29 protein-coding genes (1 of these 29 cut by a window edge) are annotated in these 24,491 nt (G+C 65.8%); 15 read left to right on the top strand and 14 right to left on the bottom strand.

Annotation, left to right across the window (positions count from 1 at the left end; translation table 11 throughout):
* Window positions 1–16: 16 nt before the first annotated feature.
* The 5 genes from J3454_RS14940 to J3454_RS14920 are packed head-to-tail and all read left to right on the top strand — an operon-like array spanning window position 17 to window position 5,436.
* Window positions 17–1,105 (top strand): glycosyltransferase family 4 protein, encoded by a 1,089-nt coding sequence (locus tag J3454_RS14940; protein WP_349514547.1) that lies wholly within the window; start codon window positions 17–19, stop codon window positions 1,103–1,105.
* Window positions 1,102–2,217, top strand: coding sequence for a CgeB family protein (locus J3454_RS14935; protein ID WP_349514546.1), 1,116 nt, complete (start codon window positions 1,102–1,104; stop codon window positions 2,215–2,217). The genes J3454_RS14940 and J3454_RS14935 overlap by 4 nt, the downstream gene beginning before the upstream one ends.
* The gene (locus tag J3454_RS14930; RefSeq protein WP_349514545.1) at window positions 2,214–3,305 is read left to right on the top strand and encodes a CgeB family protein; all 1,092 of its coding nucleotides are present in this window, start codon (window positions 2,214–2,216) and stop codon (window positions 3,303–3,305) included. Before J3454_RS14935 ends, J3454_RS14930 begins: the two co-directional genes overlap by 4 nt.
* Complete coding sequence (locus tag J3454_RS14925; protein WP_349514544.1) at window positions 3,302–4,393, top strand: CgeB family protein; 1,092 nt, start codon at window positions 3,302–3,304, stop codon at window positions 4,391–4,393. The genes J3454_RS14930 and J3454_RS14925 overlap by 4 nt, the downstream gene beginning before the upstream one ends.
* Window positions 4,390–5,436 (top strand): NAD-dependent epimerase/dehydratase family protein, encoded by a 1,047-nt coding sequence (locus tag J3454_RS14920; protein WP_349514543.1) that lies wholly within the window; start codon window positions 4,390–4,392, stop codon window positions 5,434–5,436. Before J3454_RS14925 ends, J3454_RS14920 begins: the two co-directional genes overlap by 4 nt.
* Before the next feature lie 173 nt (window positions 5,437–5,609).
* On the opposite strand, the gene J3454_RS14915 is transcribed toward J3454_RS14920, so the two are convergent.
* The 6 genes from J3454_RS14915 to J3454_RS14890 are packed head-to-tail and all read right to left on the bottom strand — an operon-like array spanning window position 5,610 to window position 9,600.
* Window positions 5,610–6,230 (bottom strand): riboflavin synthase, encoded by a 621-nt coding sequence (locus J3454_RS14915; RefSeq protein ID WP_349514542.1) that lies wholly within the window; start codon window positions 6,228–6,230, stop codon window positions 5,610–5,612.
* 16 nt (window positions 6,231–6,246) lie between these two features.
* Complete coding sequence (gene ribD / locus J3454_RS14910) at window positions 6,247–7,233, bottom strand: bifunctional diaminohydroxyphosphoribosylaminopyrimidine deaminase/5-amino-6-(5-phosphoribosylamino)uracil reductase RibD (protein ID WP_349514602.1); 987 nt, start codon at window positions 7,231–7,233, stop codon at window positions 6,247–6,249.
* A complete protein-coding gene (locus tag J3454_RS14905) occupies window positions 7,230–7,724 on the bottom strand; it encodes a hypothetical protein (protein ID WP_349514541.1) in 495 nt (164 codons plus the stop codon). The genes ribD and J3454_RS14905 overlap by 4 nt, the downstream gene beginning before the upstream one ends.
* A 45-nt stretch (window positions 7,725–7,769) precedes the next feature.
* On the bottom strand, window positions 7,770–8,492 hold the full coding sequence (locus tag J3454_RS14900) for a M48 family metallopeptidase (RefSeq protein ID WP_502878606.1): 723 nt from the start codon (window positions 8,490–8,492) through the stop codon (window positions 7,770–7,772).
* Window positions 8,489–9,004, bottom strand: coding sequence for a YcgN family cysteine cluster protein (locus tag J3454_RS14895; RefSeq protein ID WP_349514539.1), 516 nt, complete (start codon window positions 9,002–9,004; stop codon window positions 8,489–8,491). The genes J3454_RS14900 and J3454_RS14895 overlap by 4 nt, the downstream gene beginning before the upstream one ends.
* Window positions 8,992–9,600: an SCO family protein gene (locus J3454_RS14890; protein WP_349514538.1), complete on the bottom strand. Its 609-nt coding sequence runs from the start codon at window positions 9,598–9,600 to the stop codon at window positions 8,992–8,994. The genes J3454_RS14895 and J3454_RS14890 overlap by 13 nt, the downstream gene beginning before the upstream one ends.
* A gap of 24 nt (window positions 9,601–9,624) precedes the next feature.
* Between J3454_RS14890 and J3454_RS14885 the strand changes: the two genes are divergently transcribed.
* The 3 genes from J3454_RS14885 (at window position 9,625) to ssb (ending at window position 11,676) form a co-directional block, all read left to right on the top strand.
* On the top strand, window positions 9,625–10,350 hold the full coding sequence (locus tag J3454_RS14885) for an ankyrin repeat domain-containing protein (RefSeq protein ID WP_349514537.1): 726 nt from the start codon (window positions 9,625–9,627) through the stop codon (window positions 10,348–10,350).
* Between the two features lies 1 nt (window position 10,351).
* Window positions 10,352–11,038 carry a COQ9 family protein gene (locus tag J3454_RS14880; protein ID WP_349514536.1) on the top strand — a complete coding sequence of 229 codons (687 nt, stop codon included), beginning with the start codon at window positions 10,352–10,354 and terminating at the stop codon, window positions 11,036–11,038.
* A gap of 110 nt (window positions 11,039–11,148) precedes the next feature.
* A complete protein-coding gene (gene ssb, locus J3454_RS14875) occupies window positions 11,149–11,676 on the top strand; it encodes a single-stranded DNA-binding protein (RefSeq protein ID WP_349514535.1) in 528 nt (175 codons plus the stop codon).
* Window positions 11,677–11,763: 87 nt separating this feature from the next.
* Here ssb and J3454_RS14870 read toward each other — a convergent pair whose 3' ends face one another.
* Window positions 11,764–12,480, bottom strand: coding sequence for a general stress protein (locus J3454_RS14870; protein ID WP_349514534.1), 717 nt, complete (start codon window positions 12,478–12,480; stop codon window positions 11,764–11,766).
* A gap of 377 nt (window positions 12,481–12,857) precedes the next feature.
* Here J3454_RS14870 and gntA point away from each other — a divergent pair, with 377 nt between their 5' ends.
* Window positions 12,858–13,568 (top strand): guanitoxin biosynthesis heme-dependent pre-guanitoxin N-hydroxylase GntA, encoded by a 711-nt coding sequence (gntA, locus tag J3454_RS14865; RefSeq protein WP_349514533.1) that lies wholly within the window; start codon window positions 12,858–12,860, stop codon window positions 13,566–13,568.
* A complete protein-coding gene (locus J3454_RS14860; protein ID WP_349514532.1) occupies window positions 13,565–14,164 on the top strand; it encodes a DUF1989 domain-containing protein in 600 nt (199 codons plus the stop codon). Before gntA ends, J3454_RS14860 begins: the two co-directional genes overlap by 4 nt.
* A 39-nt stretch (window positions 14,165–14,203) precedes the next feature.
* On the opposite strand, the gene J3454_RS14855 is transcribed toward J3454_RS14860, so the two are convergent.
* Genes J3454_RS14855 through J3454_RS14845 form a run of 3 tightly spaced genes read right to left on the bottom strand, consistent with a single transcriptional unit; the run spans window position 14,204 to window position 16,207 of the window.
* Complete coding sequence (locus J3454_RS14855) at window positions 14,204–15,109, bottom strand: hypothetical protein (protein WP_349514531.1); 906 nt, start codon at window positions 15,107–15,109, stop codon at window positions 14,204–14,206.
* Complete coding sequence (locus J3454_RS14850) at window positions 15,099–15,563, bottom strand: phage holin family protein (protein ID WP_349514530.1); 465 nt, start codon at window positions 15,561–15,563, stop codon at window positions 15,099–15,101. The genes J3454_RS14855 and J3454_RS14850 overlap by 11 nt, the downstream gene beginning before the upstream one ends.
* Window positions 15,560–16,207 carry a hypothetical protein gene (locus tag J3454_RS14845; RefSeq protein ID WP_349514529.1) on the bottom strand — a complete coding sequence of 216 codons (648 nt, stop codon included), beginning with the start codon at window positions 16,205–16,207 and terminating at the stop codon, window positions 15,560–15,562. Before J3454_RS14845 ends, J3454_RS14850 begins: the two co-directional genes overlap by 4 nt.
* Window positions 16,208–16,569: 362 nt before the next feature.
* Between J3454_RS14845 and J3454_RS14840 the strand changes: the two genes are divergently transcribed.
* Window positions 16,570–16,950, top strand: coding sequence for a SpoIIAA family protein (locus J3454_RS14840; RefSeq protein ID WP_349514528.1), 381 nt, complete (start codon window positions 16,570–16,572; stop codon window positions 16,948–16,950).
* A gap of 20 nt (window positions 16,951–16,970) precedes the next feature.
* Here J3454_RS14840 and J3454_RS14835 read toward each other — a convergent pair whose 3' ends face one another.
* Together J3454_RS14835 and J3454_RS14830 are read right to left on the bottom strand one after the other, a co-directional pair.
* On the bottom strand, window positions 16,971–17,513 hold the full coding sequence (locus tag J3454_RS14835; RefSeq protein WP_349514527.1) for a YceD family protein: 543 nt from the start codon (window positions 17,511–17,513) through the stop codon (window positions 16,971–16,973).
* A complete protein-coding gene (locus J3454_RS14830; RefSeq protein WP_349514526.1) occupies window positions 17,510–18,037 on the bottom strand; it encodes a ubiquinol-cytochrome C chaperone family protein in 528 nt (175 codons plus the stop codon). The genes J3454_RS14835 and J3454_RS14830 overlap by 4 nt, the downstream gene beginning before the upstream one ends.
* A gap of 327 nt (window positions 18,038–18,364) precedes the next feature.
* Here J3454_RS14830 and J3454_RS14825 point away from each other — a divergent pair, with 327 nt between their 5' ends.
* From J3454_RS14825 to J3454_RS14810, 4 genes are all read left to right on the top strand, one after another.
* Complete coding sequence (locus tag J3454_RS14825) at window positions 18,365–18,802, top strand: outer membrane protein assembly factor BamE (protein ID WP_502878615.1); 438 nt, start codon at window positions 18,365–18,367, stop codon at window positions 18,800–18,802.
* A gap of 51 nt (window positions 18,803–18,853) precedes the next feature.
* A complete protein-coding gene (gene hslV, locus J3454_RS14820; RefSeq protein WP_349514525.1) occupies window positions 18,854–19,411 on the top strand; it encodes an ATP-dependent protease subunit HslV in 558 nt (185 codons plus the stop codon).
* Between the two features lie 104 nt (window positions 19,412–19,515).
* On the top strand, window positions 19,516–20,817 hold the full coding sequence (hslU, locus tag J3454_RS14815; protein WP_349514524.1) for an ATP-dependent protease ATPase subunit HslU: 1,302 nt from the start codon (window positions 19,516–19,518) through the stop codon (window positions 20,815–20,817).
* Window positions 20,817–21,191, top strand: a complete 375-nt coding sequence (locus tag J3454_RS14810) for an ACT domain-containing protein (protein ID WP_349514523.1) — start codon at window positions 20,817–20,819, stop codon at window positions 21,189–21,191. The genes hslU and J3454_RS14810 overlap by 1 nt, the downstream gene beginning before the upstream one ends.
* Here the strand turns inward: J3454_RS14810 and J3454_RS14805 are convergent, their stop codons facing one another.
* Window positions 21,192–23,168: a S9 family peptidase gene (locus tag J3454_RS14805; RefSeq protein WP_349514522.1), complete on the bottom strand. Its 1,977-nt coding sequence runs from the start codon at window positions 23,166–23,168 to the stop codon at window positions 21,192–21,194.
* Window positions 23,169–23,265: 97 nt separating this feature from the next.
* A protein-coding gene (locus J3454_RS14800; RefSeq protein ID WP_349514521.1) for an ABCB family ABC transporter ATP-binding protein/permease crosses the window boundary here: on the bottom strand, window positions 23,266–24,491 show its 3' portion. 622 nt of this gene lie beyond the right edge of the window; the window shows 1,226 of its 1,848 coding nt (coding positions 623–1,848); its start codon lies beyond the right edge, outside the window — the gene reads right to left on this strand; the stop codon is at window positions 23,266–23,268.

The raw sequence follows: 24,491 nt of genomic DNA, 5'->3' as shown, positions 1-24,491 counted from the left end.
CGGACGCCATGTCTTGATGACCACCGATGCCGTGGGCGGCGTGTGGCAGTATTCGACCGACCTCGCCCGCGAACTGGCGCGCGGCGGCTATCAGGTCTCGCTGGCGGTGCTCGGCCCCGCTCCGGACGAAGCGCAACGTCGCTGCGCCGCCGGGATCGACGGCGTCCGGCTGCTCGAAACAGGCCTGCCGCTCGACTGGATGTGCGAAGGTGCTGACGAGGCACGGCAGGCAGCGCAATCGCTCGCGCGGCTGGCTCACGCGTGCGGGGCCGACCTGATCCATTGCAACTCGCCCGCCTTGGCCGGAGCCGCCGCCTTTCCGGTGCCGGTCGTGGCGGTGGCGCATGGCTGCATCGCGACTTGGTGGCAGGCCGCCAAAGCCGAACCGCTCGATCGGGCTTTGCGCTGGCACGGCGAGATGATGCGCCGCGGGCTACTGGCCGCCGATGTGGTGGTCGCCCCCAGCGCCAGTTTCGCCGCGACGCTCCAGTCCACCTTTCGCCTGCCGCAGATGCCGCTGGTGGTGCATAATGGCCGCCCAGCCACTGCCAGCGGCACTAGCGTCACGGGCGGCCCGCACCGGCTCGACGCGGCGCTGACCATTGGCCGGATGTGGGACCCGGTGAAGAACGGCGCGCTGCTCGATGCGGCGGCGGGGATGATCGACCTGCGGTTCCTCGCCGCAGGGCCGCTGTGCAGTCCGCATGGCGAGGAGATCACTTTCGCGCATATTCAGGCGCTGGGGCAGGTGCCCGGCCCGGCGTTGAACGAACTGCTGGCGCTGCGTCCGATTGCGGTGTCGGCGGCGCGGTTCGAACCGTTCGGGCTGGCGGTGCTGGAGGCTGCATCGGCGGGCTGCGCGCTGGTCCTGTCCGACATCGCGACCTTCCGCGAATTGTGGGACGGGGCCGCGCTGTTCAGCGATCCGGACGATGCCGAGGGGTTCGCCGCCGCGATTACGCGGGTGCATGGCGACCCGGCGCTGCGCCAGCAGCTTGGCACAGCAGCGCAGGCGCGGGCGGCGCGTTACACGCCTGCCGCCACGGCGGACGCGGTCATGGCGCTGTACCGGACGTTCCGCCCTGATCGGGAGGCGGCGGCATGAGGATCGCCTATTTCACCCATTCGCTCACATCGTGCTGGAACCACGGCAACGCCCATTTCCTGCGCGGGGTGCTCGACGAATTGATCGCGCGCGGTCACGATGCCCGCGCCTATGAACCGCACGGCGCGTGGAGCCGGGCCAACCTGATCGCCGATCATGGTGTCGCGGGACTGAAGGCGTTCGAGGAAAGCTACCCCCGGCTCGCCCCGCAGATTTATCCGGAAGATGCCGATCTGGAGGGGCTGGTCGCAGATGCCGATCTCGTTATCGTGCATGAATGGAACACACCCGATCTGGTCGCGCGGCTCGGCACCTTGCGCAAGCGCGGCCCGCGGTTTCGGCTGCTGTTCCACGATACCCACCACCGCGCGGTGAGCGCGCCGGAGGAGATGCGCGCCTATGACCTGTCGGGCTATGACGGGGTGCTCGCCTTCGGGGAGGCGCTGGCCGAGGTCTATCGCGGCTGGGGCTGGGGACGCGATGTCCATGTGTGGCACGAAGCCGCAGATCTGCGCCGCTTCCGCCCGCCCGAGCAGGAAACCGGGCGCCAAGGTCTGGTCTGGATCGGCAACTGGGGCGACGGCGAACGCTCCGATGAGCTGACGGAGTTTCTGCTGCGTCCGGCGCAGGCGGCGGGACTGCCGCTCGACATCTACGGGGTGCGCTATCCCGCAGCGGCGCTGGAGATGCTGGCCCGCCACGGCGCGCGCTATCGCGGCTGGGCGCCCAATGCGGGCGCGCCGGAGATCTTCGCGCAGGCTCTCGCCACCGTCCACGTGCCGCGCCGCTTCTATGCCGAGCAGCTTCCCGGCATCCCCACCATCCGCGTGTTCGAGGCGCTGGCCTGCGGCATCCCGCTGGTTAGCGCACCGTGGGACGATGCCGAGGGGCTGTTCCGGCCCGGAACCGATTACCTGATCGCCCGCGACGGCGCGCAGATGACCGCCTGCCTTGCCGATCTGGCCGCCGATCCCGCCATGCGCGCCGACCTCGCCGCGCACGGGCTCGAAACCATTCGCCAACGCCACACCTGCGCGCACCGTGTCGACGAACTACTGGCGCTGCTGGGCAGCCCGGTGCGCACCACGAAACGGCTACAGGAGACCGCATGAAAATCGCATTTTACGGATCGAGCCTGCTTTCGTCCTACTGGAACGGAGCGGCGACCTATTACCGCGGTATCCTGCGGGCCTTGGCAGCACGTGGGCACGACATCACCTTCTACGAACCCGATGCCTATGACCGGCAGGCGCATCGCGATATCGAGCCGCCCGAATGGGCGCGCTCCGTCGTCTACCCCGCCACACCCGAAGGCCTGGCGCAGGTGTTGGGCGAAGCGGGCAGGGCCGATGTGGTGGTGAAGGCCAACGGCGTCGGCGTCTATGATCGCGAACTGCTCGAAGGGGTGCTGCGCGAGGCGCGGGCCGATGCGCTCACGATCTATTGGGATGTCGATGCCGCCGCGACGCTGGAAGAAATGCGAGCCGATCCCGATCATCCGGTTCGCCGCGCGCTGCCAAACCTCGATCTGGTGTTCACCTATGGCGGCGGGCCGCCGGTGGTCGATGCCTATCGCGGCTTCGGCGCACGCGAATGCGTGCCGATCTACAACGCGCTCGACGTGACCACGCATTTTCCGGTGCCGCCCGACCCGCGCTTTGCGTGCGACCTTGCCTTCCTCGCCAACCGGCTGCCCGATCGCGAGGCACGGGTGGAGGAATTCTTCCTCCGGCCCGCCGGCGCATGGCCGCGCAAACGCTTCCTGATCGGCGGAAATGGCTGGGCGGACAAGGCGATGCCCGCCAATGTCGAGGCGATCGGTCATGTCGGCACGGGCGCGCATAACGCCTTCAACTGCACCCCGCGCGCGGTGTTGAATGTGGCGCGCGATTCGATGGCCGCCATCGGCTATTCCCCCGCCACCCGCGTGTTCGAGGCCGCCGGAGCCGGAGCCTGCCTGATCACCGATGCGTGGGAGGGCATCGAAATGTTCCTCGCTCCGGATAAGGAAGTGCTGGTCGCACGCGATGGGCAGGACGTGGCGGAGCATCTGGCGGGCCTCACGCCTGACCGGGCGCAGGCCATCGGCGTAGCCGCGCTGGAGCGCGTGCGGCGCGAACACACATATGAACTGCGGGCCGAGGTGGTCGACAGTGTGCTGCAGCGGCTGCACGAAGCGCGGCGCGAGGTGGCGGCATGAAGCTGATCGTCCTTGGGCTGAGCCTGTCCTCGTCATGGGGCAATGGTCACGCCACCACCTTCCGTGCGCTGTTATCCGCCTTCGCCGAGCGCGGGAATGAGGTGCTGTTCCTCGAACGCAACGTGCCGTGGTACGCCGACCACCGCGACCTGCCCGATCCGGATTTCTGCAAGCTGGCCTATTACGACAGTGTCGCGGCGCTGGAGGATTGGCGCGAGGACATTGCAGAGGCCGATGCGGTGATGGTCGGCTCCTACGTGCCCGATGGCATTGCGGTAGGCGCCTTCGTGCAGGCCCATGCGCGCGGCGTCACCTGCTTTTACGACATCGACACGCCCGTCACCCTTGCCCGGCTGGACCGCGAGGATTGCGATTACCTCTCGCGCGATCTGATCGCGGGGTATGATATCTACTTCTCGTTCTCCGGCGGCGAGACGCTGGCGCGGCTGGAGCGGGATTACGGCGCCCGCAGCGCACGGCCGCTCTATTGTTCGGTCGACACGGCGCGCTATCGCCCGCTTGAAGTGCCGGTGCGGTGGGATCTGTCCTATCTCGGCACCTACAGCCCGGATCGCCAGCCGACGCTGGAGCGGCTGCTGATCGAACCGGCGCGTCGCCGCCCCGATCTGCGCTTCGCGGTTGCCGGCCCGCAATATCCGGCCGACATCGCATGGCCGTCCAATGTTCAGCGGATCGAGCACCTGCCGCCTGCACAGCACGCCGCATTCTACTCCGCCTCGCGCTTCACGCTCAACGTCACCCGCGCCGACATGATCGCTGCCGGATGGTCGCCATCGGTGCGATTGTTCGAAGCGGGGGCGTGCGGAACGCCGATCATTTCCGACAAGTGGCAGGGCATCGAGACCGTGCTGCGACCGGGCAGCGAGATCATCCTCGCCGATGACAGCGCCGAAGTCATCGCCGCGCTGGGCCGTCCGGCACGAAAGCTCGGCAAGGCGGCCCGCGGCGCCGTGCTGGAACACCATAGCGCCGCCCGCCGCGGCGAACAATTCGAAGCCGATCTGTGGTTCGCGATCGACGTTGCAAATACCGATAAAACCGCTGCCGACAGGAGAGAGATGGCATGAAACGCGAACCCGAAGGCTGGACTTTGGTGGCGGGAGGGGCTGGTTTTATCGGCTCGCACGTGTGCCGTGCGCTGCTGGAGGCGGGCGAGCGGGTGCTGTGCCTCGATAATCTGCAGACGGCGCGGGTGCCCAATCTGGCCGCGCTGGAGAAATTTGCCGACTTCCGCTTCGTCTGGGGCGACATTTCCCATCCGCTGCCGCAGGAGGTGATGCGCGAAACCCGGTCGATCCGGCGGATCTACAATCTGGCCTGCGCTGCCTCGCCCGAACTCTACCAGGCCGATCCCGAACACACGATGCTGACCAATGTGGTGGGCACCGATCGCCTGCTGCGGCTGGCGGAGCAATCGGGCGCGCGGTTCCTGCTTGCCTCGACCAGCGAGGTTTACGGCGATCCTGCGGTGCATCCCCAGCGCGAGGACTATCGCGGCAATGTCAGCTGCACCGGGCCGCGCGCCTGCTATGACGAAGGCAAACGCGCCGCCGAGACGCTGGCATTTGATTTCGCGCGCTGCGGTCGGGCCGATGTGCGGGTGGCGCGGATATTCAACACCTATGGCCCGCATATGCGGATCGACGATGGGCGGGTGGTGTCGAACTTCATCGGCCAGATTCTTTCGGGCGCGCCGTTGACGATCTATGGCGACGGCAGCCAGACGCGCAGCTTCTGTTATGTCGCGGATACGGTCGACGCGCTGATGCGGCTGATGGGCGCGGAAATGCCCGATCTGTTGGCGATCAACATCGGCAACCAGCACGAACTGACGATTGCGGAGCTGGTCGAAACCCTGTGCGACATCGCCGATGGGCCGGTCCCCATCGTCCACCACGCCCTGCCGACCGATGATCCCCAGCGCCGCCGCCCCGATATCACCAAGGCCCGCGAATTGCTGGGGTGGGAGCCTGCGACCGCGCTTTCGGCAGGATTGCGCAAGACCTATGATTGGTTCGCAGCCGAGCACCGCGCACCGGCCACCGCTGCGGTCGCCGCTGGCGATCCGGGCCCCCGCGCAAGGGTGGCAAGGATTTCGGCGACAGGTTGACTGATCGCGGCTTTCCTACTCGCCGGTGACGCGGCAGCGTGGCACTGATGCCCCGCGGTTCGTCTTTCGATCTTGTGCCCGATCATTGCCGCAGGGCGGGATTTTCGAACCTTGGACAGTGTCTCATCTGTCTCCTGCTTCAGGAAACCCACCGCGGAACTGAACGCGGTGCGCTATCCCGCGGCCAACGACTGCATCCGCTTGAGGTAACGCGCCAGCACGTCGATCTCGAGGTTGACCCGGTCGCCCACCGCCAGATCGCCCAGCGTTGTCACTTCGGCGGTGTGGGGAATGATGTTGAGCAGGAAATCGCAGGTGCCATCGGCCCGGTCGCGCACGTCATTGACGGTCAGCGACACGCCATTGACGGTAATCGATCCCTTTTCGGCGATGAACGGCGCCATTTCGGCCCGCGCGCGGATCGCGACCTTCCAGCTGCCGCCGTCCTGCCGGGCCAGCACCACTTCGCCAACCGAATCGACGTGCCCGGTGACGATATGCCCGCCCAATTCGTCGCCGAGCCTCAGCGACGGTTCGAGATTGAGCTTCGCGCCCGCCTCCCACATGCGGGGCATCGTGCGGCTGACCGTTTCGCCCGAGACATCGACGTCGAACCACGCATCCCCGGCGCTGCCGCCGCGTTCGACCACGGTCAGGCACACGCCCGAACATGCGATCGACGCGCCGATGTCGATCCGCGCCGGGTCCAGCGGCGCCGCGATACGCAGCCGCATATCGCCGCGCTGCTCGACGCTGGCGATGGTGCCGATGGCGGTGACGATGCCGGTGAACATGGTGCCTGCGTCCTTCCTAGTTACGGGTGCGCCAATAGGCGGCGAAATCATCGCTGCCAAGCTGGCGGCGTTCATGCAGCGCCCAGCGCCCGTGCGCGGCATTCAGGCTGGCGAGGCCCAGCGCGCCGAGGCTGCGGCGACCATCGCCGATCAAAATCGGTGCGCGGTATAGATGCAGTTCGTCGACGAGGTCCGCGGCGAGGAAGGCTGCCGCAGTCTCCGCTCCGCCTTCGACATAGAGGTTCAACACGCCCTCGAGGCCCGCGATGGCTTCGGGCGCGGCAATCGCGTTCACACCGTCCGGCGCAGTGCCACGGGTCAACACCACGCGCCGGGGGGAGCGCATCTCAAGTCCGGGCAGGCGCACATCGAGCCGGGGGCTATCTGCCCGCCACGTCCCGCCACCCACGAGAATGGCGTCGTGCTGTGCGCGCTGGGCATGGACATGGGCGCGTGCGGCCTTGCCGGTAATCCATCGGCTGGTGCCATCGGCGAGCGCGATGCAGCCGTCGAGCGAGGTCGCCAGCTTCAGGGTCACCTGAGGTCTGCCGAAGCGTTGCCGGGTCAGGAACCCGGCGAGGCTGGCGGCGGAGGCGGGATCATCAAGCAGGCGGGTCGCGATCTCAGCCGCTGCCAGCCGCGCCAGCCCTGCGCCCGAGGTGCGCGGATCGGGGTCGTGCTGGCCGACTACCACCCGGGCCGGACGCGCGGCAACGATCAGATCGGCGCAGGCCGGGCCGCGCGGCGACCGGTGCGCGCAGGGTTCGAGCGTGACGTACAGCGTCGATTCGGCCAGCACTTCGGGCGCGAGCCCTGCCAGCGCCGCGGCCTCGGCATGGGGCCGCCCGCCGGGCTGCGTCCAGCCGCGTGCGATCACCCGGTCATGATGGACCACCAGCGCAGCCACGCCGGGATTGGGACATGATAACGCGCGCGCGCGTAGTGCCAGCCGCGCGGCGGCGGCCATCCAGTCGTGATCGGTGGGAGAGGCGGCAGCGCCTATCGCCCAGCGCCTTCGCCAGTGCCTTGGTCAGCGCCTTCGTCGGCTTGGGCAGCGGCCGTGCCGACCTGCCCGAGCAGTTCCGCGCGCCGCTTGGCTGCGGCAGCCTCTTCGGCAGCACGCTCGGCATCGGCCTTGCGCTCGATTGCGTCGACATCCATGCCTGCCGCCGCGCCCAGGGCCTTGTACAGTTCGCGCTTGCGCTCTGCGATGCGGGCTTCCTCGGCTTCGCGCAGGGTCTTCACCTCCTGATTGGCACGGTTGGAAGCGATGATCTGCGCGTCGGTTCGGGTCGGATCGAAGGTGGTGATGTAAGTGATGCGGGGGCGCTCGGGATCCTTGTAGACCGTGGTTCCCATGGCCGAATACAGGATCAGCGCGACCGGCAGGATCGACAGCCCGAGGATCGGCCAGCGATAGGGCTGCGGACGCCGGATCTCGTTCCAGAAATCGGCAATGCCGGGGGCGGGGTTGAAGCGCGACTTGGACAGCATGGCCCTAATATAGGGAGTGCTGGCGGCGAAGGCAAAGGGCTCCGCTCAGCCGAATGCGGCGTAGAGTCCGCGCCCATGCTCCTTCAGCCAGCGGTCGGCCTGCCGGATATCGGCATCATAGATGCGCCCCAGCAGCGCGTGAAAGGCCGGGCTGTGATCGAAATGGACGAGATGTGCGACTTCGTGCGCGACCACCGAGCGGCGGACGAAATCGGGGGCCTGCACCAGCCGCCAGTTGATGCGGATGCGGCTCTTGTCCGAACACGATCCCCAGCGCCGCTGTGCACGGGTCAGCCCCAGCGGCACCGGATCGAGACCGGCGGCAGTGCAATAATCGTGCATGTCGGCTTCCGACAACCGCAGGGCTTCGGCTTCCAGCCAGCGACGGATGCGGGTTTCGAGGCCCGTTTGCGGCCCGCCGAGGCGCAGCGCTTCGCCATCCACCGCCGGGCGGCGCGGGGCGCGCGGTTCCCATGCGATGCGCAAACCTGCGCCGCGATAGCGCACCTCGCCCCCCGGCACCGGAACGGCGCGCTGCGGCAGGCGGGCGAACTGGCTTTCCAGCCAGTCGGCGCGGGCATGGGCAAAGGCGATCGCCTCGCGGCTTTCGGCCCAGGCGGGCAGGGTGATGCGCACTTCGCTGCCGTCGGGTGCGAGCCGCAGGGTCAGCCGTTTGGCATTGTGCAGCCGCCGCAGCACGATCGGCACGGTGGTGTCCCCCAGCGCGATAGCTGGTTCGGGCTGGGTGCGGCGCAGCCAGTCCATCACGCGCCTTCTTCCTCGGCCTCGTGCGCATGACGATCGTGACGACCGGCGCGATCGGGGCGGCCGCGGCGGGGCGGCGAGGGCCAATCGGTGATATGATGTTCGAGCGGGCCTGCGTCGGTCTCGCTCACCACCCGGCCCACCACCGATACGCCGGCGCGGCGCACCGCGTCAGGATCGCCGCTAATGAGGTAATGCCATTCCGGCAGCGGGCGATCATCGGCGCGCAGGCGGTAGGCGCAGGTGGAGGGCAGCCAATTGACCTGCTCGACGATCCTGAGTGTCAACCGCAGGCAATCGGGGACGAAGGCCTTGCGGTTGCGATAGTCGCTGCAGCGTGCGGTGCCGGTGTCGAGCAGACGGCAGGCGACATTGGTGTCGTGGATTTCGCCTGTGTCTTCATCTTCGATCTTGTGAAGGCAGCACCGCCCGCAACCGTCGCACAGCGCCTCCCACTCAGCGCGGTCGAGCTTGCCCAGCGGCAGTTCCCAGAAGCGATCCCTCAACTCACCCACCGTGCCAGTTCCGTTGCGACCGCATCTGCGCCCTGATCGACCGGCAGCGTGGCCAGCGGCTCGCCATTCGGGCCGAACAGATAGACGATATTGGAATGATCAACCAGATAACCGCCGCCGTCCACCGCCTCACCCTTGGCGTAGAACACCCGGAACGCCTTGGCGGCGGCGGCGATCTGTTCGGGCGTGCCGGTCAGCCCGATGATGTCGGGCGAGAACGCGGCGGCGAATTCGCCCACCACTTGGCGGGTGTCGCGATCGGGATCGATGGTAATGAAGATCGGCGTGATCTTCGCCGCGGTGTCGGGATCGGCTGCCTTCAGCACCTTCAGCCCCTGCGCCACGCGCTGCATGTCTGTGGGGCAGATATCAGGGCAGAAGGCATAGCCGAAATAGACCACGCGGTACTGCCCTGCGAAATCATCCCAGCGCACGGTTTCGCCCGCGCTGTTGGTGAGCGCGAAATCGCCGCCGATATCGGCTCCTGCCAGCGGCGGCTCGGCTGCGGGCGCAGTGGCACCGCACCCGGTCAGCGCCAGCGCGGCGGCGGCAAGCAGGGCGGCAATACGGGGCGAAGGCTTGTTGATACGGTTCATGGTCTGCTAACTGGAGTCTTGCGATTGCAGCCGCTGCTGATGTTACAGGGGCTTGGGTTACAGCAAATGCGAAAGGATCAAACCGTGGCTGTCGAGGTTTTGCGCAAGTTAGGGTCTCGCGCGCGGATTGCCAGCGCAATCCTGCCCCAGATGGCGATGGCGCTGACACTGGCGTTGGCTTTCGCGGTGTCGTTCCCGGCCGCAGCGCAGTTCCAATCGGACGGGTACAAGTTCCTCGAAGCGGTCAAGGAGCGCGATGGCGACACGGCCACCGATATGCTGAACCAGCCGGGCAGCACGATCGTCAACAGCCGCGATATCACCAGCGGGGATACTGGCCTTCACCTCGTCGTGCAGCGTCGCGACGCCTTGTGGGTACGGTTTCTGCTCCAGCGTTCGGCCGATCCCAATATCCGCAACAAGAAAGGCCTGACGCCGCTGCAGATGGCCACCACGCTCGGCTTCATCGAAGGGGTCGAGGCGCTGATCAAAAGCGGGGCGGACGTCAATGTCAGCGACCAGACCGGTGAAACGCCGTTGATCGCCGCCGTGCATCAGCGCAATACCGAACTGGTGCGGCTGCTGCTGGATAAGGGCGCGGATGCGGACCGCAACGACAACTCGGGCCGCTCCGCGCGGCAATATGTCGAACTGATGAACGGCAATACCTTGTTGAAGCAGGCGTTCCAGGATGCCGACGATAAGCGCGCGGGCAAGGAACCAAAACGCCAGTACGGGCCTTCTCTCTGACATGACCCCACAGACCCACGATTTCGCCGACATGACGCTGGATGAACTGCGCGTCGCGCTTGCGCCTGATATCGCCGCTTCGGCGATCTTCGATGGCTGGAACGAAACCGCGCTCATGGCGGCTGCCGAAATGGCCGACTGCGATCCCGATGTCGCGCGGCTGGCCTTTCCGGGCAAGGGTGCAGGCGGGCTGGCGATGGAGATGATCGCAGCGTGGATCACATCCGTCGATCAGGCGATGGAGGCCGAATGGCCGGCGCAGCGGCTCGCCACGCTCAAGATCCGCGAGCGTATCCGCACGTTGGTCGCTTTCCGGCTGGATGAGGTGGCGGACGTGGACGAGGCGGTGCGCCGCGCGCTGGCGGTAATGGCGCAGCCGCAGAACGCACCGCGTGCGCTGAAGCTGGGCTGGCACTCGGCCGATATCATGTGGCGGCTCGCAGGGGATACCGCGACCGATTACAACCATTACACCAAACGCGCGATTCTGGCCGGCATTTACAGCGCAACGCTGGCCGTGTTCGTCAATGACGACAGCGAAGGCAAGGCGGATACTCACGCCTTCCTCGAACGGCGGATCGACGGGGTGATGCGGTTCGAAAAGGCCAAGGCGCAGTTTCTGGGCAAGGACCGCGAACTGCCGAGCCTGACGCGTTTTCTGGGTCGTTTGCGCTACCCGGCACGCTAAGCGGGGGATTAGCTTTTGGCGCTTGTCGTCTCGTCCGCTTTGATGTCCTATGGAGCCGGGCGAGAGTCGCGCTGCGGCGCGCGCAAGCTTTTGACGGGAAGGATATTTGGATGGCGGGTTCGCTCAACAAGGTCATGCTGATCGGCAATCTGGGGGCCGATCCGGAAATCCGTTCGTTCCAGAACGGCGGGAAGGTCGCCAACCTGCGTATCGCCACGTCCGAGACGTGGAAGGATCGCCAGACCGGCGAACGCAAGGAAAAGACCGAGTGGCACACGGTCGCGATCTTTTCCGAAGGTCTCGTTGGCGTGGTCGAACGCTACCTGAAGAAAGGCAGCAAGGTCTTCGTTGAAGGCAAGCTGCAGACCCGCAAGTGGCAGGACCAAAGCGGGGCCGATCGGTATAGCACCGAAATCGTCATTCAGGGCCTCGGTGGCACGCTCACCATGCTCGATGGCGCGCAAGGCGGCGGCGGTACGGCCGGAGGTGGCGGCGGCCGCTCGGGCGGTTACGGCGCTGGCGGCGGTGGTTCGTCGGGCGGCGGCTGGGATCAGGGCGGCGGCGGCGGCGGAGCTTCCGGTTCTTCCGGTGGCAGTTCGGGCGGCTATGACGATCTGGACGACGATATCCCGTTCTGATCGGGCACGTTTCCGCCCGCAGCAGCAGCGCTACGATCCTAAGCTGAAAATGAAGAACGGGCGGCGCGATGGCCGCCCGTTTTCGTTCTATCGCAGGGTGGGATCGCGGGGAATTGTGCCGCGCTGACGGTCACGGCCCGGCCCGTTGCCTGCGGTGCCCGCCGGAGCCGTCCCGCCGACATCGTGGCGGTCGACGTGATCCGTCCTGGTCGAATGCGTACCGGCAGCCCCAGCTGGCATGTTCCGGTCATGCGTATCGCGCGGGCGACCCGAGGTGTGCCCGCCATGGCGGTAAAGGATGGTTTCCACCTCGCTCCCGCTGGCGCGGCTATCGTCGAGATCGACTCCGACCCAGTAACCGCCGCGCTGGAGGTGCTCGTCAAAATAGCGGGCGTCATCTTCGGCGACCCCGTACTTCATCAACGCACCGGTCAAGCCGCCGATAGCGCCGCCGACCACAGCGCTGGTCGCTGCCGTGCTGCCGACGATGCCGAGTGCTTCGGCCACCGCGCCAGCGGCAAAGAACGGCGCGACGCCGGGAATGGCGAGCGCTGCCAGACCGGCAACGGCCCCCGTGCCGGCTCCGATTGCGAGGCCCTTGCCGGCGCCGCTTGCCTTGGTGTCGGCCTCGCGGTGGTGGTGATCGTCGCCGTCGTGGTGATCGTGCGCCCGTTCGAACGCCTCGTCATGCTTGCTGATGACGGAGATCGCGTTTTCGCCGATTCCGGCCTTCCGCAGGTCATCGATGGCAGCTTCGGCCTCTGCGCGGGTTTCGAATACGGCGGATGCCACATTCCTGCTCATGTTCGCTCTCCTCTTTCTGGACGGGGCGATCGTGCCCCTGCCGACTGAAAGAGGCCCGCACGGGGGAATGTTTCGTCCGACCCGCCGGGCTGGTTCACTCGCGGGACGAGGCGTGGGACGGCTTCTCCACGTCCGGACAGGCGCGGTGCTTGGGCCTCCGCAGGCGACCGTGAACTGGTTCCTGCGGACCTGCGACGCTTAACCTATGCTAGAGAAGCAAAGTGCAGGTCGTTGTAGTATATGAAAATAATTCACTAGAACTTGAGTATGCTTCGTCAGGTCAAGTGTAGAATTATCGGTCCGCTTGTATACTGTTCTAGAATATCACTGAAGGTTACGAAAACTTGGCGAACTATTCTATAAAGAAGAGTGCGGCGATGGCGTTCGCCCCTGAGGCGGAGAATCGCGAGACTGCTGAGGATGAAGCGCATAGGCAACTTCAGCGCAGTCTCGCCGCCCTGGTCGAACGCCCGGATTTTCCCTGCGTCGGTGCGAAGTCGGCGCTGGCACGCGGCACGCTGGAAATCGTGACCGCTCGCTCGATCACCAGCGCGTGCGATGATCGCCGTATTCATGATGCGCTGGTGCAGTGGAGCGAGCGTCATGACCCGGACGAGCAGGGCTTTCGCAGTTTTGCTGTGGTGTTCGCAGGGCCGACGCGCTTGACGGAAAACGCGTTCGAGGAGGCGCTATGGGCGAGACTCGGTTCGATGATCGCCCGGGACGGGCGGCGCGGGAACGACTATGATCCGGCCTACAGCGACGATCCCGATGATCCGCATTTTGCCCTGAGCTTCGGCGGGCGGGCCTATTTTGCGGTGGGCCTTCACCCCCGCGCCGCACGCCGCGCACGCCGGGCGGCCTATCCCACCATCGTGCTCAATCCTCACGATCAGTTCGAACGCTTGCGCGCGCAGCAGCGCTACGAGCGGATGCGCGAAGTCATTCTGGCGCGCGACGAGGAATTCGACGGAGAACCCAACCCGATGATCGCCCGCCATGGCGAGGTGAGCGAAGCTCGGCAGTATAGCGGGCGAATGGTCGGGAACGACTGGAAATGCCCGTACTCGCCCAAGGACCTGTCATGATCCGCCGGATCGCGCCCCGCACCGGGGTTGCCGTCACTCTGGCAAAGGGGGACTACCTGACAGTGATCGACCCGCTGGGCGGGCAGGTCAGCGATATGCTGGCGATCGCGGCGGACGAACCGGCGGAGGTGCTCTCCAACGGCCGGACCTTCGATTACGAGGAAAGCGTGCGTCTCACGGCAGGCTCGCGATTGTGGTCGAACCGCTCGCGCGTGATGCTGACGATTGTCGAGGATACCGCGCCGCATCACGACTTCCTGCTCACGCCCTGTTCGTTCGCCACCTTCGATCATTTCTACCCGGACAAGCCCCGGCATCGCGGCTGCTTCGGCAATTTGGCCGAGGCGTTGCAACCGTTCGGCGTCGAACCGGACGCGATCCCCACCGCCTTCAACATCTTCATGAATGTTGCAGTCGGCCCCGAAGGCAGGATTGCGGTGCTGCCGCCGCAGACCGGGCCGGGCGACCACATCCGGTTCCGGGCGGAAATGGATCTCGTGATCGGGCTGACCGCGTGTTCGGCCTATGCGTCCAACGGGGGCAGCTTCAAACCGATCGATTTCGCTATCGAAACGAAAGCGGCGGCGCAGGCCTGATCGCCTCCGCCGCCGCGCCGTCCGCTTGACCGGTTGGGATCAAACCGGCTGCGAAGTTCCGCTTTGTCGGTTGTGATCGCCGGTTTCGGCCATTTTCCGGTCGGCCTTGTCGATCATCTCGTCCTTCTTGTGCCGGGCATGCTCACCGGTCTGCTTGGCCTTGGCCTGCGCGGTGTCGAGCGCCTGTTCGCCAAGCCCGCCGACATAGTCTTCTTCCGTGCGGGTCGTAGGCAGGGCGGAACCGGCAACCGCACCGACGAAGGCTGCCGCCAGGCCGCTGATCAGCGGGTTGTCGTAATAGAAATCCTGCGCCGACCCGGCCGCCTGCTTGGCGCGATCACGCGACTGGTGGGTTAGGTCACGTGCTCGCTCGCCGGCGTTGTGGCGCCGCTCGTGCAGCTTCTCGGCTGCCTCGTCGCGCCGCCTACGCAGCTTTTCAGTGGCTTCGTCGAGCCGCTTGCGGAAGCCGCTTTCGTCCTCGTCATGGCCCTGCTCGATCATGAAATAGCTGGCACGGCTCTGATCCCGGCGGCGACGATAGCTTTGATCGTCCTCGTTGGCCTGCCGCTCGCAGCGCGCCATGTGCTCGACATAGGTGCGGTGTTCCGGGTGCCAGCCGCCGGTATCGTATTCATGGTCGGAATCGTTGCTGCCCGAACCGCCAAACGACGGCTTTATCGCCGATGGCCGTGCGTCCGCATCGCTGACGAGCCACAGCCCGCCCACCGCGATCATGCCCAGCGCCAGCGGATTGCGCCGTGCCGCATCGATCAGATAGCGGGTGTCGACGCCGTTCTCGTCCGCCTTGTCGAGCAGCGAATTGAGCATGTTGCGTCCGGTCAATTCGCCTTCGATCTGTTCGACGGTGCGGTGCATGTCCTGCTGGGTGGCGCGGATATCACGTTCAATCTCATCAGAGCTGCGATTGTCGGTCTTAGTGGTCATGTCGTCCTCCGGTCGTATGGGTACCGCCCGCGACTGCGGCGGGCGTATCGGTGATGGTGTCGATCGTGCGGTTGGGCTTGAGAGTGTCCTTGTCGACCTTGCTCTTGCCGCTGGCGTAAAGAATCCCGGCGATCACCAGGGTCACCGAACCGACGATGATGGTGCCGAGCGCAAGGTTTTCGAGCGCTGCGCCGACGAGATAGGCGAACCCCATCAGCAGCACGCCGAGGCCCGCTACGCCGAATACCACCGCCCCGGCCATCGCGCCGACGGCGAGCTTGATCTCCTGAGTCGCTTCGCGGACTTCGGCCTGCATCAGGCTGACCTGTTCGCGGGCAAGATGCGCGCCCTGCTGGGTCAGGCGACCCACCAGATCGACGACATTCTCGTCATCGGCGCTGGTGCCCGTCCGTTGCGGCGCCCCCGTCACCGGGTCGTGTCTGCGGTCTGTCATCGTGTGGCGCCTCCGATGTTGCCGCTGGTGCCGGCGTAACCCTGAGAGGTGTCGCCGGTCATGCTGCCGCCGGCGCCGGTGCCAATGCTGGTCGACGTGCCAGCGCCGCTGACTGTCCCGGTCCCGGCGCCGGTGCCGGTGCCGGTGTTTGTGGCGGTGCCGCTGCGCGAGCCTGATGTGCTCCAGTCGCTGCGGCCATACCTGTGCCCGTCGCCGTGCTCGTGCCGCTTCTTGTCCGCTCCGGCGCGCAGGACACGGGCGGCGGCGAATCCGGCGGCGGCGGAAGCTGCCAGGAAAGCGCCGGGGCTCTGGCGCGCGAAATCAGTGACCTGCCGCCCGATGTCATCGATGCTGCGCCCTTCGATCTGGCCAGCCATACCGTCAATCTTGCGGGCTGCCTGCTGCATCGCGGACGCCATCCAGTCGGGCGCGTCCCCGTCCTGCCGCAGTTCATCGGCGGCGGTGCGGAACGCCGAGGATGCCGATCCCATCGCGGACGCGGCCTCGCCCTTGCGGGTTTCGGCTTCCTGCTTGGCCCGGTCCTTGGCGGTATCCTTGAGGCGGTCGGCATCGTGCCGCAGTTCGTCGCGCATTTCGGAACCGTCGTGCGTGCCGGTAGAGGCCGTTCGGGAATCTCTCGTCATGCTCAATCTCCTTGTTGTCTGGAACGCAGCCTATCGAAGCGCCGCCGGGACTGGGCCGGTTAAGCGTTCGAACGAAAGGCAGTTGCGCCGGATGACGAAGAAATAACCTGGATTAATAGCTGATATTTATGCGGAAACTTGGGCGGAGTTGAGCGCTAACTGGCTCTCGCAGCGTCGCGGCCCGGCCTTTTATTTGCGACACAATTCTGTGTTAGAGAAGATCGCCCCTGACTCGCCAGTAGTCGCTTCATTGGGCCTTCGGACGTGGCCAGAACCGAGACCGATTCGCTGCCGCGTTTGCCGCAGGTGCGCGCATTGCCCAGTTAGCCGCCGCGTCTGAGCCGGAACGGAGGAGACCGCCGATGAAGTCGGAACTGCTGCACGCCGATGGTACGGCCTATATCGCGTTCGTCTTCGACCGCCGGCTCGACCGTGCTCAGGTCGAGGAAATGGCGCGGGTGGTCGATAGTGCCATCGCGACGCACGATGATCTCCGCCTGCTGCTCGATCTGCGCAAGACGGAGGAGTTCGCCCCCGGCGCTTTCCTTTCGCCGCAGGGCTTGCTCGCCAGCTTCAAGTCGATCGTGCCGGTGCGGCGCTATGCGGTCGTGGGCGCACCCCGGATCGCCGAACTGGCAGTCGAGAACTTCGGCGCGATCCTGCCGCTGGAATCCCACGCCTTCGCCGCCGAGGAGATCGAGCAGGCGCGGATCTGGATCACCCGTCCGCTGGATCAGCAATAACCGGCCAGCAGCCCGCCCGCTCAGCCCTTCTTGAGCGTGCTCAGCATCGCCGCCAGCGGGCCGTCCTGCTCGCCTTCAGCGACAATGCCCGCTGCTTTGCGCGCCGCGTCGGCGCCCGGCCCTTCGGCATAGGGGTCTATCGCAAGGCCGAGCGTTTGCGCCACCGCCTCGCCGAGGTCGAACATGTCGCCTGAAAATTCGATTTCGTCGCAGTCATCGGCTTCGAGTTCGATCTCGATTTCCTCGCCCTCGCCGCTCGCGGCGGACCCGCGCTGTTCGATGAAGCGCAGGTCGATCGGCTCGTCGATGGTGACCGGAAACGGCTCGCCGCTGACGGCACAAGGCTGCATTACCCTGGCGTTCAGCCGCCCGGTGGCGCGAATGGCGCTGGGCTTTGCCTCAAGCGCGACTTCGGCCCGCAGCACGGCGATCTCGCCCAGCCCGAATCGGGCCGCGAGCGCGGCGCGTTCGGCCGCGCTGGCCTCGATCACCAGCGGTGCGCCCGGCAGTGGTCGGGTCTTGACCATGCGGGTCAATTCGGATCGGGTCGCGGGCGTGTTCACCAGATTGCGCTCGCTTTCAGCATTTCCTCGTCGCTGAAGCGTGCGAGACGCTGCGACAATTTGAGCAGCCGCTCTGCGACTTTGGCAGCGCTGGCGGCTTCATCGGCCCCTTCGGCAAAGGTCACGTTGCGCTCCACCGCGCCGGTCAGCTTGTCGAGATCGCCCGCGTTGAGCGCCCCGCGATAGGCGCCCAGCCTGCCGCCGAGCACGCTCATCAGCTTGCCGATGCGCTTGCCCACCACCACATCATTCACTCCGAATTCGCGCAATTGCCCGTCCATGTCCTCGACGAAAAGCTCTGCAAGCAGCGCGCTTTCGGACCGCATTTCCGAGGCTTCGATCCGTACCATCACCGTGCTGAGCACAGCCGTGATCAGATCGAACCGGCCAGCGATCGTATCTGCCACACCGCATGCGGCATAATAGTCCGGGTCGCGCGCCAGTTCGATCACGCGGTGCCACAGGGGGCGCACGCTTTCACGCGGATCGGGCGCGGTGCCGAGCAGACGGGAGAGGAACGACATTACAGTTTTCGCCTTTCGAATATGCTCACATGGCCTGCAGCCAGCCTGCGTCCGCCCCGCTGCGATCTACGCGATTGCCGCCGCGGCGGATGCGTTCAAGCGCGGTTCAAGCCTGCCCCATCATTCCCGCCCGTGGGACTAGGCCCCGGGTTGTCCGCAGATGGTGCGTTGCAAGCTTGTGCCTAGCCCCTTAAAGCGCAACACCCAAGGAATATGAGACCGCCGCAGTTTGTCGGCAAGATACGGGACGGATACGGTTTGACGCGAATTGCCAGAAATAACCCCGAGGCAAGCCGCAAGCGCGCGCTGCGGCGTGCCGTGCTGGTGCTGATCACGGCGGCGCTGCTGCCGGCTTGCTCGGCGATCCGCGAATCGCGCGGCTATATCGTCGATCCGCTGCTGACCAATCTTGTGCAGCCCGGCATCGATAATCAACGCTCGGTTGAAAGCACGCTCGGCCGTCCGACCTTCACCAGCCAGTTCGGCGAGCCGACCTGGTACTACGTGTCCAGCGTCACCGGCCAGCGTCCGTTTACCCGTCCGCGCATTCGCGAGCATACGGTACTGGCCGTACGGTTCGACGATGCGGGCAAGGTGGTGGAGGTTGATCGCAGCGGTATCGATCAGGTCGCCTATATCGATCCTGATGGCGGCAAGACCCCGACCTTGGGCCGTGAACGCAGCTTTCTTGAAGACCTGTTCGGCAATATCGGGCAGGTCGGCGGCGGCGGACTTCCGGGCGCGGGCGGCCCCGGCGGGCCATAGGTTCTTGTCCGCGCGCTTGATCCTGCGGGCAGGCGCTCCATATTCGTGCGCATGACAAGCGATTCTGGAAGCCATGGCCTGATCCAGTGGCACGGCACCACCATCATCGGCGTGCGGCGCGACGAAAAGACCGTGATCGCGGGCGATGGTCAGGTGTCGATGGGCAACACCGTGATGAAGCCCAACGCCAAAAAGGTGCGGCGGATCGGCGATGGCAAGGTCATCGCCGGGTTCGCCGGGGCGACCGCCGACGCGTTCACCTTGTTCGAGCGGCTGGAGAAGAAGCTGGAGCAATATTCCGGCCAGCTGATGCGCGCCGCGGTGGAACTGGCGAAGGACTGGCGCACCGATAAATACCTGCGCAATCTCGAAGCGTTGATGATCGTCGCGGACAAGGACACGTTGCTGGTGCTGACCGGCAATGGCGACGTGCTGGAACCGATGGGCGAGATCGCGGCGATCGGTTCGGGCGGCAATTTCGCGCTCGCCGCCGCGCGGGCGCTGACCGATTACGAGGATGATGCCGAAACCATCGCGAGGAAGGCGATGGCGGTCGCGGCTGATATCTGCGTCTTCACCAATGGCAATCTGACGGTCGAGACCGTTTAACCCCCCTCCCGCTTGCGCGAGAGGCTGGGGGTGGGCATGTCTCCACTCCCGATTATTCCCACCCCCGACCCCCTCCCGCAAGCGAGAGGGGGAGTGAGAACCAAATGATCGAAAACCTCACCCCCAAGGCGATCGTCGCCGCTCTCGATGAACACATCATCGGCCAGAAAGACGCCAAGCGTGCGGTCGCGGTGGCGTTGCGCAACCGTTGGCGCCGCCAGCGTCTGGGCGCGGACCTGCGCGACGAGGTCACGCCCAAGAACATTCTGATGATCGGCCCCACGGGTTGCGGCAAGACCGAGATCAGCCGGCGGCTGGCCAAGCTCGCCGAAGCACCGTTCGTGAAGGTCGAGGCGACCAAGTTCACCGAAGTCGGCTATGTCGGGCGCGATGTCGAACAGATCGCGCGCGATCTTGTCGAAGAAGCGATCCGGCTGGAAAAGGAAAGCCGCCGCGACAAGGTGCGCGAGGCCGCGTCCGAAGCCGCGATGGACCGCCTGCTCAACGCGCTGGTGGGCGATAACGCCTCCGAGGCGACCCGCGCCAGCTTCCGCGAGCGCATCACCCAGAACGCGATGAACGATGTCGAAGTGGAGATCGAGATCGCCGACAGCCCAAACATGCCGCTCGACATGGGCAATATGGGCGGATCGATGCAGATGATCGACCTCAGCGACATGATGGGCAAGGCGTTCGGGCGCAAGGCCACCCGCCGCCAGAAGCTGCGCGTGCCCGATGCGTGGGACCGGCTGGTGGACGAAGAGGCAGAAAAGCGGCTCGACCAGGACGATGTCGCCCGCGTCGCGCTCGCCAATGCCGAAACCAACGGGATCGTGTTCCTCGACGAGATCGACAAGATTGCGGTCAGCGACGTACGCGGCGGCAGTGTCAGCCGCGAAGGCGTGCAGCGCGATCTGCTGCCGCTGATCGAAGGCACCACGGTGGCCACCAAATACGGCCCGATGAAAACCGACCACATATTGTTCATCGCATCAGGTGCGTTCCACGTGGCCAAGCCTTCGGATATGCTGCCTGAATTGCAGGGCCGTCTGCCGATCCGGGTGGAACTGCGCGCGCTGACCGAAGAGGATTTCGTCCGCATCCTCTCCGAAACCCGCGCCAATCTGGTCGCGCAATACAAGGCGCTGCTGGGCACCGAGGACGTGACGCTCGATATCACGGCCGATGCCGTGGCGGAAATCGCCCGCATCGCTGCGCAGGTGAATTCCGGCGTCGAGAATATCGGCGCGCGGCGGCTTCAGACCGTGATGGAGCGGCTGCTGGAAGAGATCAGCTTCGAAGCCGAGGACCGCACAGGCGAAACTGTGGTGATCGACGCTGCTTACGTGCGCGAGCGGTTGGCCGACCTTGCGGGCAATACCGATCTTAGCAAGTACATCCTGTAATGCCGCGCCAGCCCGTCAGCGAGCTTTCGGCGATGCTGGCGGGGATGGCCCCGGTGCTGCACCCCGACCCTTGGCAGTTCGTGCTGCTGGACGGCGACGCGCCGACCGATGCCTTCGCGCTGATCCGCGAGGACGAAGGCCTAACGGCGATTGTCGCCGGGCAGGGTGATGGTGCTGCTTTCGCCCGTATTACGCTGATGGTGCATTCAGCGCTCGAAGGCGTGGGGCTGACCGCCGCCGTGTCGGGCGCATTGGCCGGTGCCGGGATCGCCTGCAATATCGTGGCCGGGTTTCACCACGATCACCTGTTCGTACCTTGGGCGCGGCGCGACGAGGCGCTGGCTGTTCTCCAGCGCCTCGTGCACACGGACTGATCACTCGCCCAGCAGGTGTTCTTCCCAGAACATCAGCTGCGAGAGGAAGGCGTAATCCGAATTGTCCTTCTTGCGGAAGCCGTGGCCTTCATCGGCGGCGACCAGATGCCATGCCTCGCCGCCATTCGCGCGAATCGCGGCGACCATTTGATCGGCCTCGGATTTCGGCACGCGCGGATCATTGGCGCCGGTGATGACGAACATCGGCTTTTCGATTTCATCGACGCGGGTCAGTGGGCTGATTTCGGTCAGCTTGGCGCGCTGTTCGGGGATCCGCTCGTCGCCATATTCCACCCGGCGCAGGTCCTGCCGGTAGGGGTTGGTGTTTTCCAGAAAGCTGACGAAATTGCTGATTGCCACGGTGCACTGGGTCGCGCTCAGCTTGTCCTTCAACTGCACCGCGGCGGCATAGCACATATAGCCGCCGTAGGACCCGCCGGAGAGGCCAACGCGCGTCGCATCCACCGCCGGATCGGCGCGCACGGCGTCGATCAGTGCGTCCATGTCGCGCACCGAATCCTCGCGCTGGAACGGGCCGTTGTCGAGGCTGACGAAGGTTTTGCCGTAGCCAGTCGAGCCACGCACGTTGGGGTAAAAGATGCCGATGCCGAGTTCATTGAGGTGATAGTTGTTGCGCCCCATGAAGCCTGCGGTGCTCTGCCCTTCCGGCCCGCCGTGGACGCTGACGATCAGCGGACGGGGGCCGGGGAACTTGGCCGGATCGGGCAAGTAGAGCAGGCCCGAGACCTCCAGCCCGTCAAAGCTCTTGGTGGTCACGATCCGCGGTTCGACATTCACCGATGGATCAAGCCCGCCGGTTTCGCTCTGCGTCCAGCGGGTCAGCTGCATCGTCGCCGGATCGAGCGACCACACATCGGCTGCGCTTTTGGCGGAGCTGAACGAAAAGCCGATCTCACCCCATTGTGCGAATTCCACCCCGCCGATCTGACCGGCGGGCAGGGCGTCGACCTTGGTGACCGTGCCGCTCGCCACATCCATCAGCCGCAGCCGGTCGGTCCCCGCCTCGTTCACGACATAGGCGATGGTGCTGCCGTCTGCGGAAAGATCGAAGCCGTCGACGTCCCATGTTTCACGTGAAACAGCGGTGAATACGCCCGAGGCTGGGTCAAGTCGGCCCAATCGCTGAAAGTCGGAGCCCTGATCGCTTGTGATCCAAAGCGTTCCGTCGGGTGCGACCTTCAGTCCCCCGAAAGCGATCTCAGCCGCCGGATCACCGATCGGACTCATCGCCCCGGTCGCCAGATCGAGCGCATAGAGATCGACGTCCTGCACCGAATTGTAATCGGCGACATAGGCGGTGCGCTTGTCGGGCGCAAAGCCGGCCAGGAACCAGCCGCCGCCGGCGCTTTCGTGCACCATCCGGGCAGAGGCGGGATCGCGCGGGTTCATGACGTAGAGATCGGAATCAACCCCGTTGCGGCGGGTCGAACTGAAGCCGACCAACTCGCCGTCATTGCTCCACGCGTTAAGCTGGTTGCGGCTTTTGCCGTCGGTCAGCAGGGTGAGGCGACCGTCCTTCAGGCTGTGCAGCTGGTAATACTCGTCGCCGCCGCTGTCCTTGCCGACGATGATGATGTCGCCCCTGGCCGGAGCATAGGAGCCGCGCACCGGCTCGGCCTCGAAACTGATCTGGGTACGCGCGCCCATTGGCGCTTCGACACGGTGAAGCTGGCTGACATTGGCAAAGCGGGTGGAGATCAGCACGGCGCGGGTATTCGGATCCCAGCCGGCAAAGCCGGCGCCGCGCGCTTCGAGATAGGGCCGCGCGCGCTGGGCCAGCGTCAACGGAACCGGCGGCATGTCTTCAGCGGTGAGCGCAGCGGGAAGCGGCACTGCGGACGCTTCAGGTGCAGCAGCGGCGGGCGCGTCTTGCGCTGCGACCGGAATGGCGGCGGTGGCAAGCAAAGCGGCAATGACACGGGCGGGCAGGCGGGTGGGCAGGTGGGTTGGGCGCATCGGGTGGGCTCTCTTTCGGTTCAACGCACCCCTGACACGGGGCACCGAACAACAGGAGTAACCAGCCGCGCGGCCTGCGGCAATCCTCTGGCGCAGGCTACTCCGCCGCCTCGGCCGCAGCGTCGCTGTCTTCGTCGCTCCGCTCGCTCGCCTGGCGCGACCACATCTCGGCATAAAGGCCGTCCTTGGCCAGCAGGCCGGCGTGGGTGCCGCTTTCGGCGAGCCGGCCATGGTCCAGCACAAGGATGTTGTCGGCATCCGCGATGGTCGACAGCCGGTGGGCGATGGCGATGGTGGTGCGCCCCTTGGCGATGCGTTTCAGGGTGCCGAGGATTTCCTGCTCGGTGCGGGTGTCCAGGGCGCTGGTCGCTTCGTCCAGCAGCAGGATCGGCGGGTTCTTCACCAGCGTGCGGGCGATGGCGACGCGCTGCTTCTCGCCGCCCGAAAGCTTCAGGCCGCGCTCACCCACCATGGTGGCAAAGCCATCGGGCAGGCGCTCGATCAGCGGCATCAGGGCGGCGTCGCGCGCGGCCTGTTCCACCATCGCCTCGTCGGCGTTTTCGGCCCCGTAAGCGATGTTGTAAGCAAGGCTTTCGTTGAACAGCACGCTGTCCTGCGGGACGATCCCGATTGCGGCGCGCAGGCTGTATTGCTGGACGGTGGCGACATCCTCGCCCCCCACCAGCACCCGGCCATCCTGCGGGTCGTAGAACCGGAACAACAGCCGCCCGATCGTGCTCTTGCCTGCCCCCGAAGAACCGACGATCGCAGTGGTGGAACCGGCGGGCACCGTGAAGGAAAGACCCCGCAGGATCGTGCGGCCCGGATCATAGCCGAAGGTGACATTATCGAACACGACCGTCGGCGTGCGCACGATCAGCGCGGGCGCGCCGGGGGCGTCCTTCACTTCGATATCGGTATCGATCAGGCGGAACATCTCCGCCATGTCGACCAGACCCTGCCGGATCGTGCGATAGACCCAGCCGAGCACATCCAACGGCCGAAACAGCTGGAGCAGGTAGGTATTGACCAGCACCAGATCGCCGACCGTCAATTCGCCCCGGCTCCAGCCCCACACGGTATAGGCCATCGCGCCCGCCACCAGCCCATTGGTGATGAGCGATTGCGCCATGTTGAGCAGGCCGACCGAATTGTCGGATTTGATCGCCGCCTCGGCATAGGCGCGCGCGGCCTGTCCGTAACGCCTCTCTTCGCGCGTTTCGGCGCCGAAATATTTAACGGTTTCGAAATTGAGCAGCGAATCCACCGCCCGGTGCAGCGCCTTGCCGTCGAGATCGTTCATCTCGCGCCGCAGCTTGGTGC

This window comes from Erythrobacter sp. NFXS35 (assembly GCF_040148725.1).
GTDB lineage: Bacteria > Pseudomonadota > Alphaproteobacteria > Sphingomonadales > Sphingomonadaceae > Erythrobacter.
Note: the sequence above shows the minus strand (reverse complement) of the source record. Positions and strands in the feature narration are given on the sequence as shown.

Excerpts from the sequence above, each read along its gene's own strand:
- J3454_RS14940 (WP_349514547.1), top strand. The coding sequence starts at position 17 with ATGACCACCGATGCCGTGGGCGGCGTGTGGCAGTATTCGACCGACCTC.
- J3454_RS14935 (WP_349514546.1), top strand. The coding sequence starts at position 1,102 with ATGAGGATCGCCTATTTCACCCATTCGCTCACATCGTGCTGGAACCAC.
- J3454_RS14930 (WP_349514545.1), top strand. The coding sequence starts at position 2,214 with ATGAAAATCGCATTTTACGGATCGAGCCTGCTTTCGTCCTACTGGAAC.
- J3454_RS14925 (WP_349514544.1), top strand. The coding sequence starts at position 3,302 with ATGAAGCTGATCGTCCTTGGGCTGAGCCTGTCCTCGTCATGGGGCAAT.
- J3454_RS14920 (WP_349514543.1), top strand. The coding sequence starts at position 4,390 with ATGAAACGCGAACCCGAAGGCTGGACTTTGGTGGCGGGAGGGGCTGGT.
- J3454_RS14915 (WP_349514542.1), bottom strand. The coding sequence starts at position 6,230 with ATGTTCACCGGCATCGTCACCGCCATCGGCACCATCGCCAGCGTCGAG.
- J3454_RS14905 (WP_349514541.1), bottom strand. The coding sequence starts at position 7,724 with ATGCTGTCCAAGTCGCGCTTCAACCCCGCCCCCGGCATTGCCGATTTC.
- J3454_RS14890 (WP_349514538.1), bottom strand. The coding sequence starts at position 9,600 with ATGAACCGTATCAACAAGCCTTCGCCCCGTATTGCCGCCCTGCTTGCC.
- J3454_RS14880 (WP_349514536.1), top strand. The coding sequence starts at position 10,352 with ATGACCCCACAGACCCACGATTTCGCCGACATGACGCTGGATGAACTG.
- ssb (WP_349514535.1), top strand. The coding sequence starts at position 11,149 with ATGGCGGGTTCGCTCAACAAGGTCATGCTGATCGGCAATCTGGGGGCC.
- J3454_RS14870 (WP_349514534.1), bottom strand. The coding sequence starts at position 12,480 with ATGAGCAGGAATGTGGCATCCGCCGTATTCGAAACCCGCGCAGAGGCC.
- gntA (WP_349514533.1), top strand. The coding sequence starts at position 12,858 with ATGGCGTTCGCCCCTGAGGCGGAGAATCGCGAGACTGCTGAGGATGAA.
- J3454_RS14860 (WP_349514532.1), top strand. The coding sequence starts at position 13,565 with ATGATCCGCCGGATCGCGCCCCGCACCGGGGTTGCCGTCACTCTGGCA.
- J3454_RS14855 (WP_349514531.1), bottom strand. The coding sequence starts at position 15,109 with ATGACCACTAAGACCGACAATCGCAGCTCTGATGAGATTGAACGTGAT.
- J3454_RS14850 (WP_349514530.1), bottom strand. The coding sequence starts at position 15,563 with ATGACAGACCGCAGACACGACCCGGTGACGGGGGCGCCGCAACGGACG.
- J3454_RS14845 (WP_349514529.1), bottom strand. The coding sequence starts at position 16,207 with ATGACGAGAGATTCCCGAACGGCCTCTACCGGCACGCACGACGGTTCC.
- J3454_RS14840 (WP_349514528.1), top strand. The coding sequence starts at position 16,570 with ATGAAGTCGGAACTGCTGCACGCCGATGGTACGGCCTATATCGCGTTC.
- J3454_RS14830 (WP_349514526.1), bottom strand. The coding sequence starts at position 18,037 with ATGTCGTTCCTCTCCCGTCTGCTCGGCACCGCGCCCGATCCGCGTGAA.
- hslV (WP_349514525.1), top strand. The coding sequence starts at position 18,854 with ATGACAAGCGATTCTGGAAGCCATGGCCTGATCCAGTGGCACGGCACC.
- hslU (WP_349514524.1), top strand. The coding sequence starts at position 19,516 with ATGATCGAAAACCTCACCCCCAAGGCGATCGTCGCCGCTCTCGATGAA.
- J3454_RS14810 (WP_349514523.1), top strand. The coding sequence starts at position 20,817 with ATGCCGCGCCAGCCCGTCAGCGAGCTTTCGGCGATGCTGGCGGGGATG.
- J3454_RS14805 (WP_349514522.1), bottom strand. The coding sequence starts at position 23,168 with ATGCGCCCAACCCACCTGCCCACCCGCCTGCCCGCCCGTGTCATTGCC.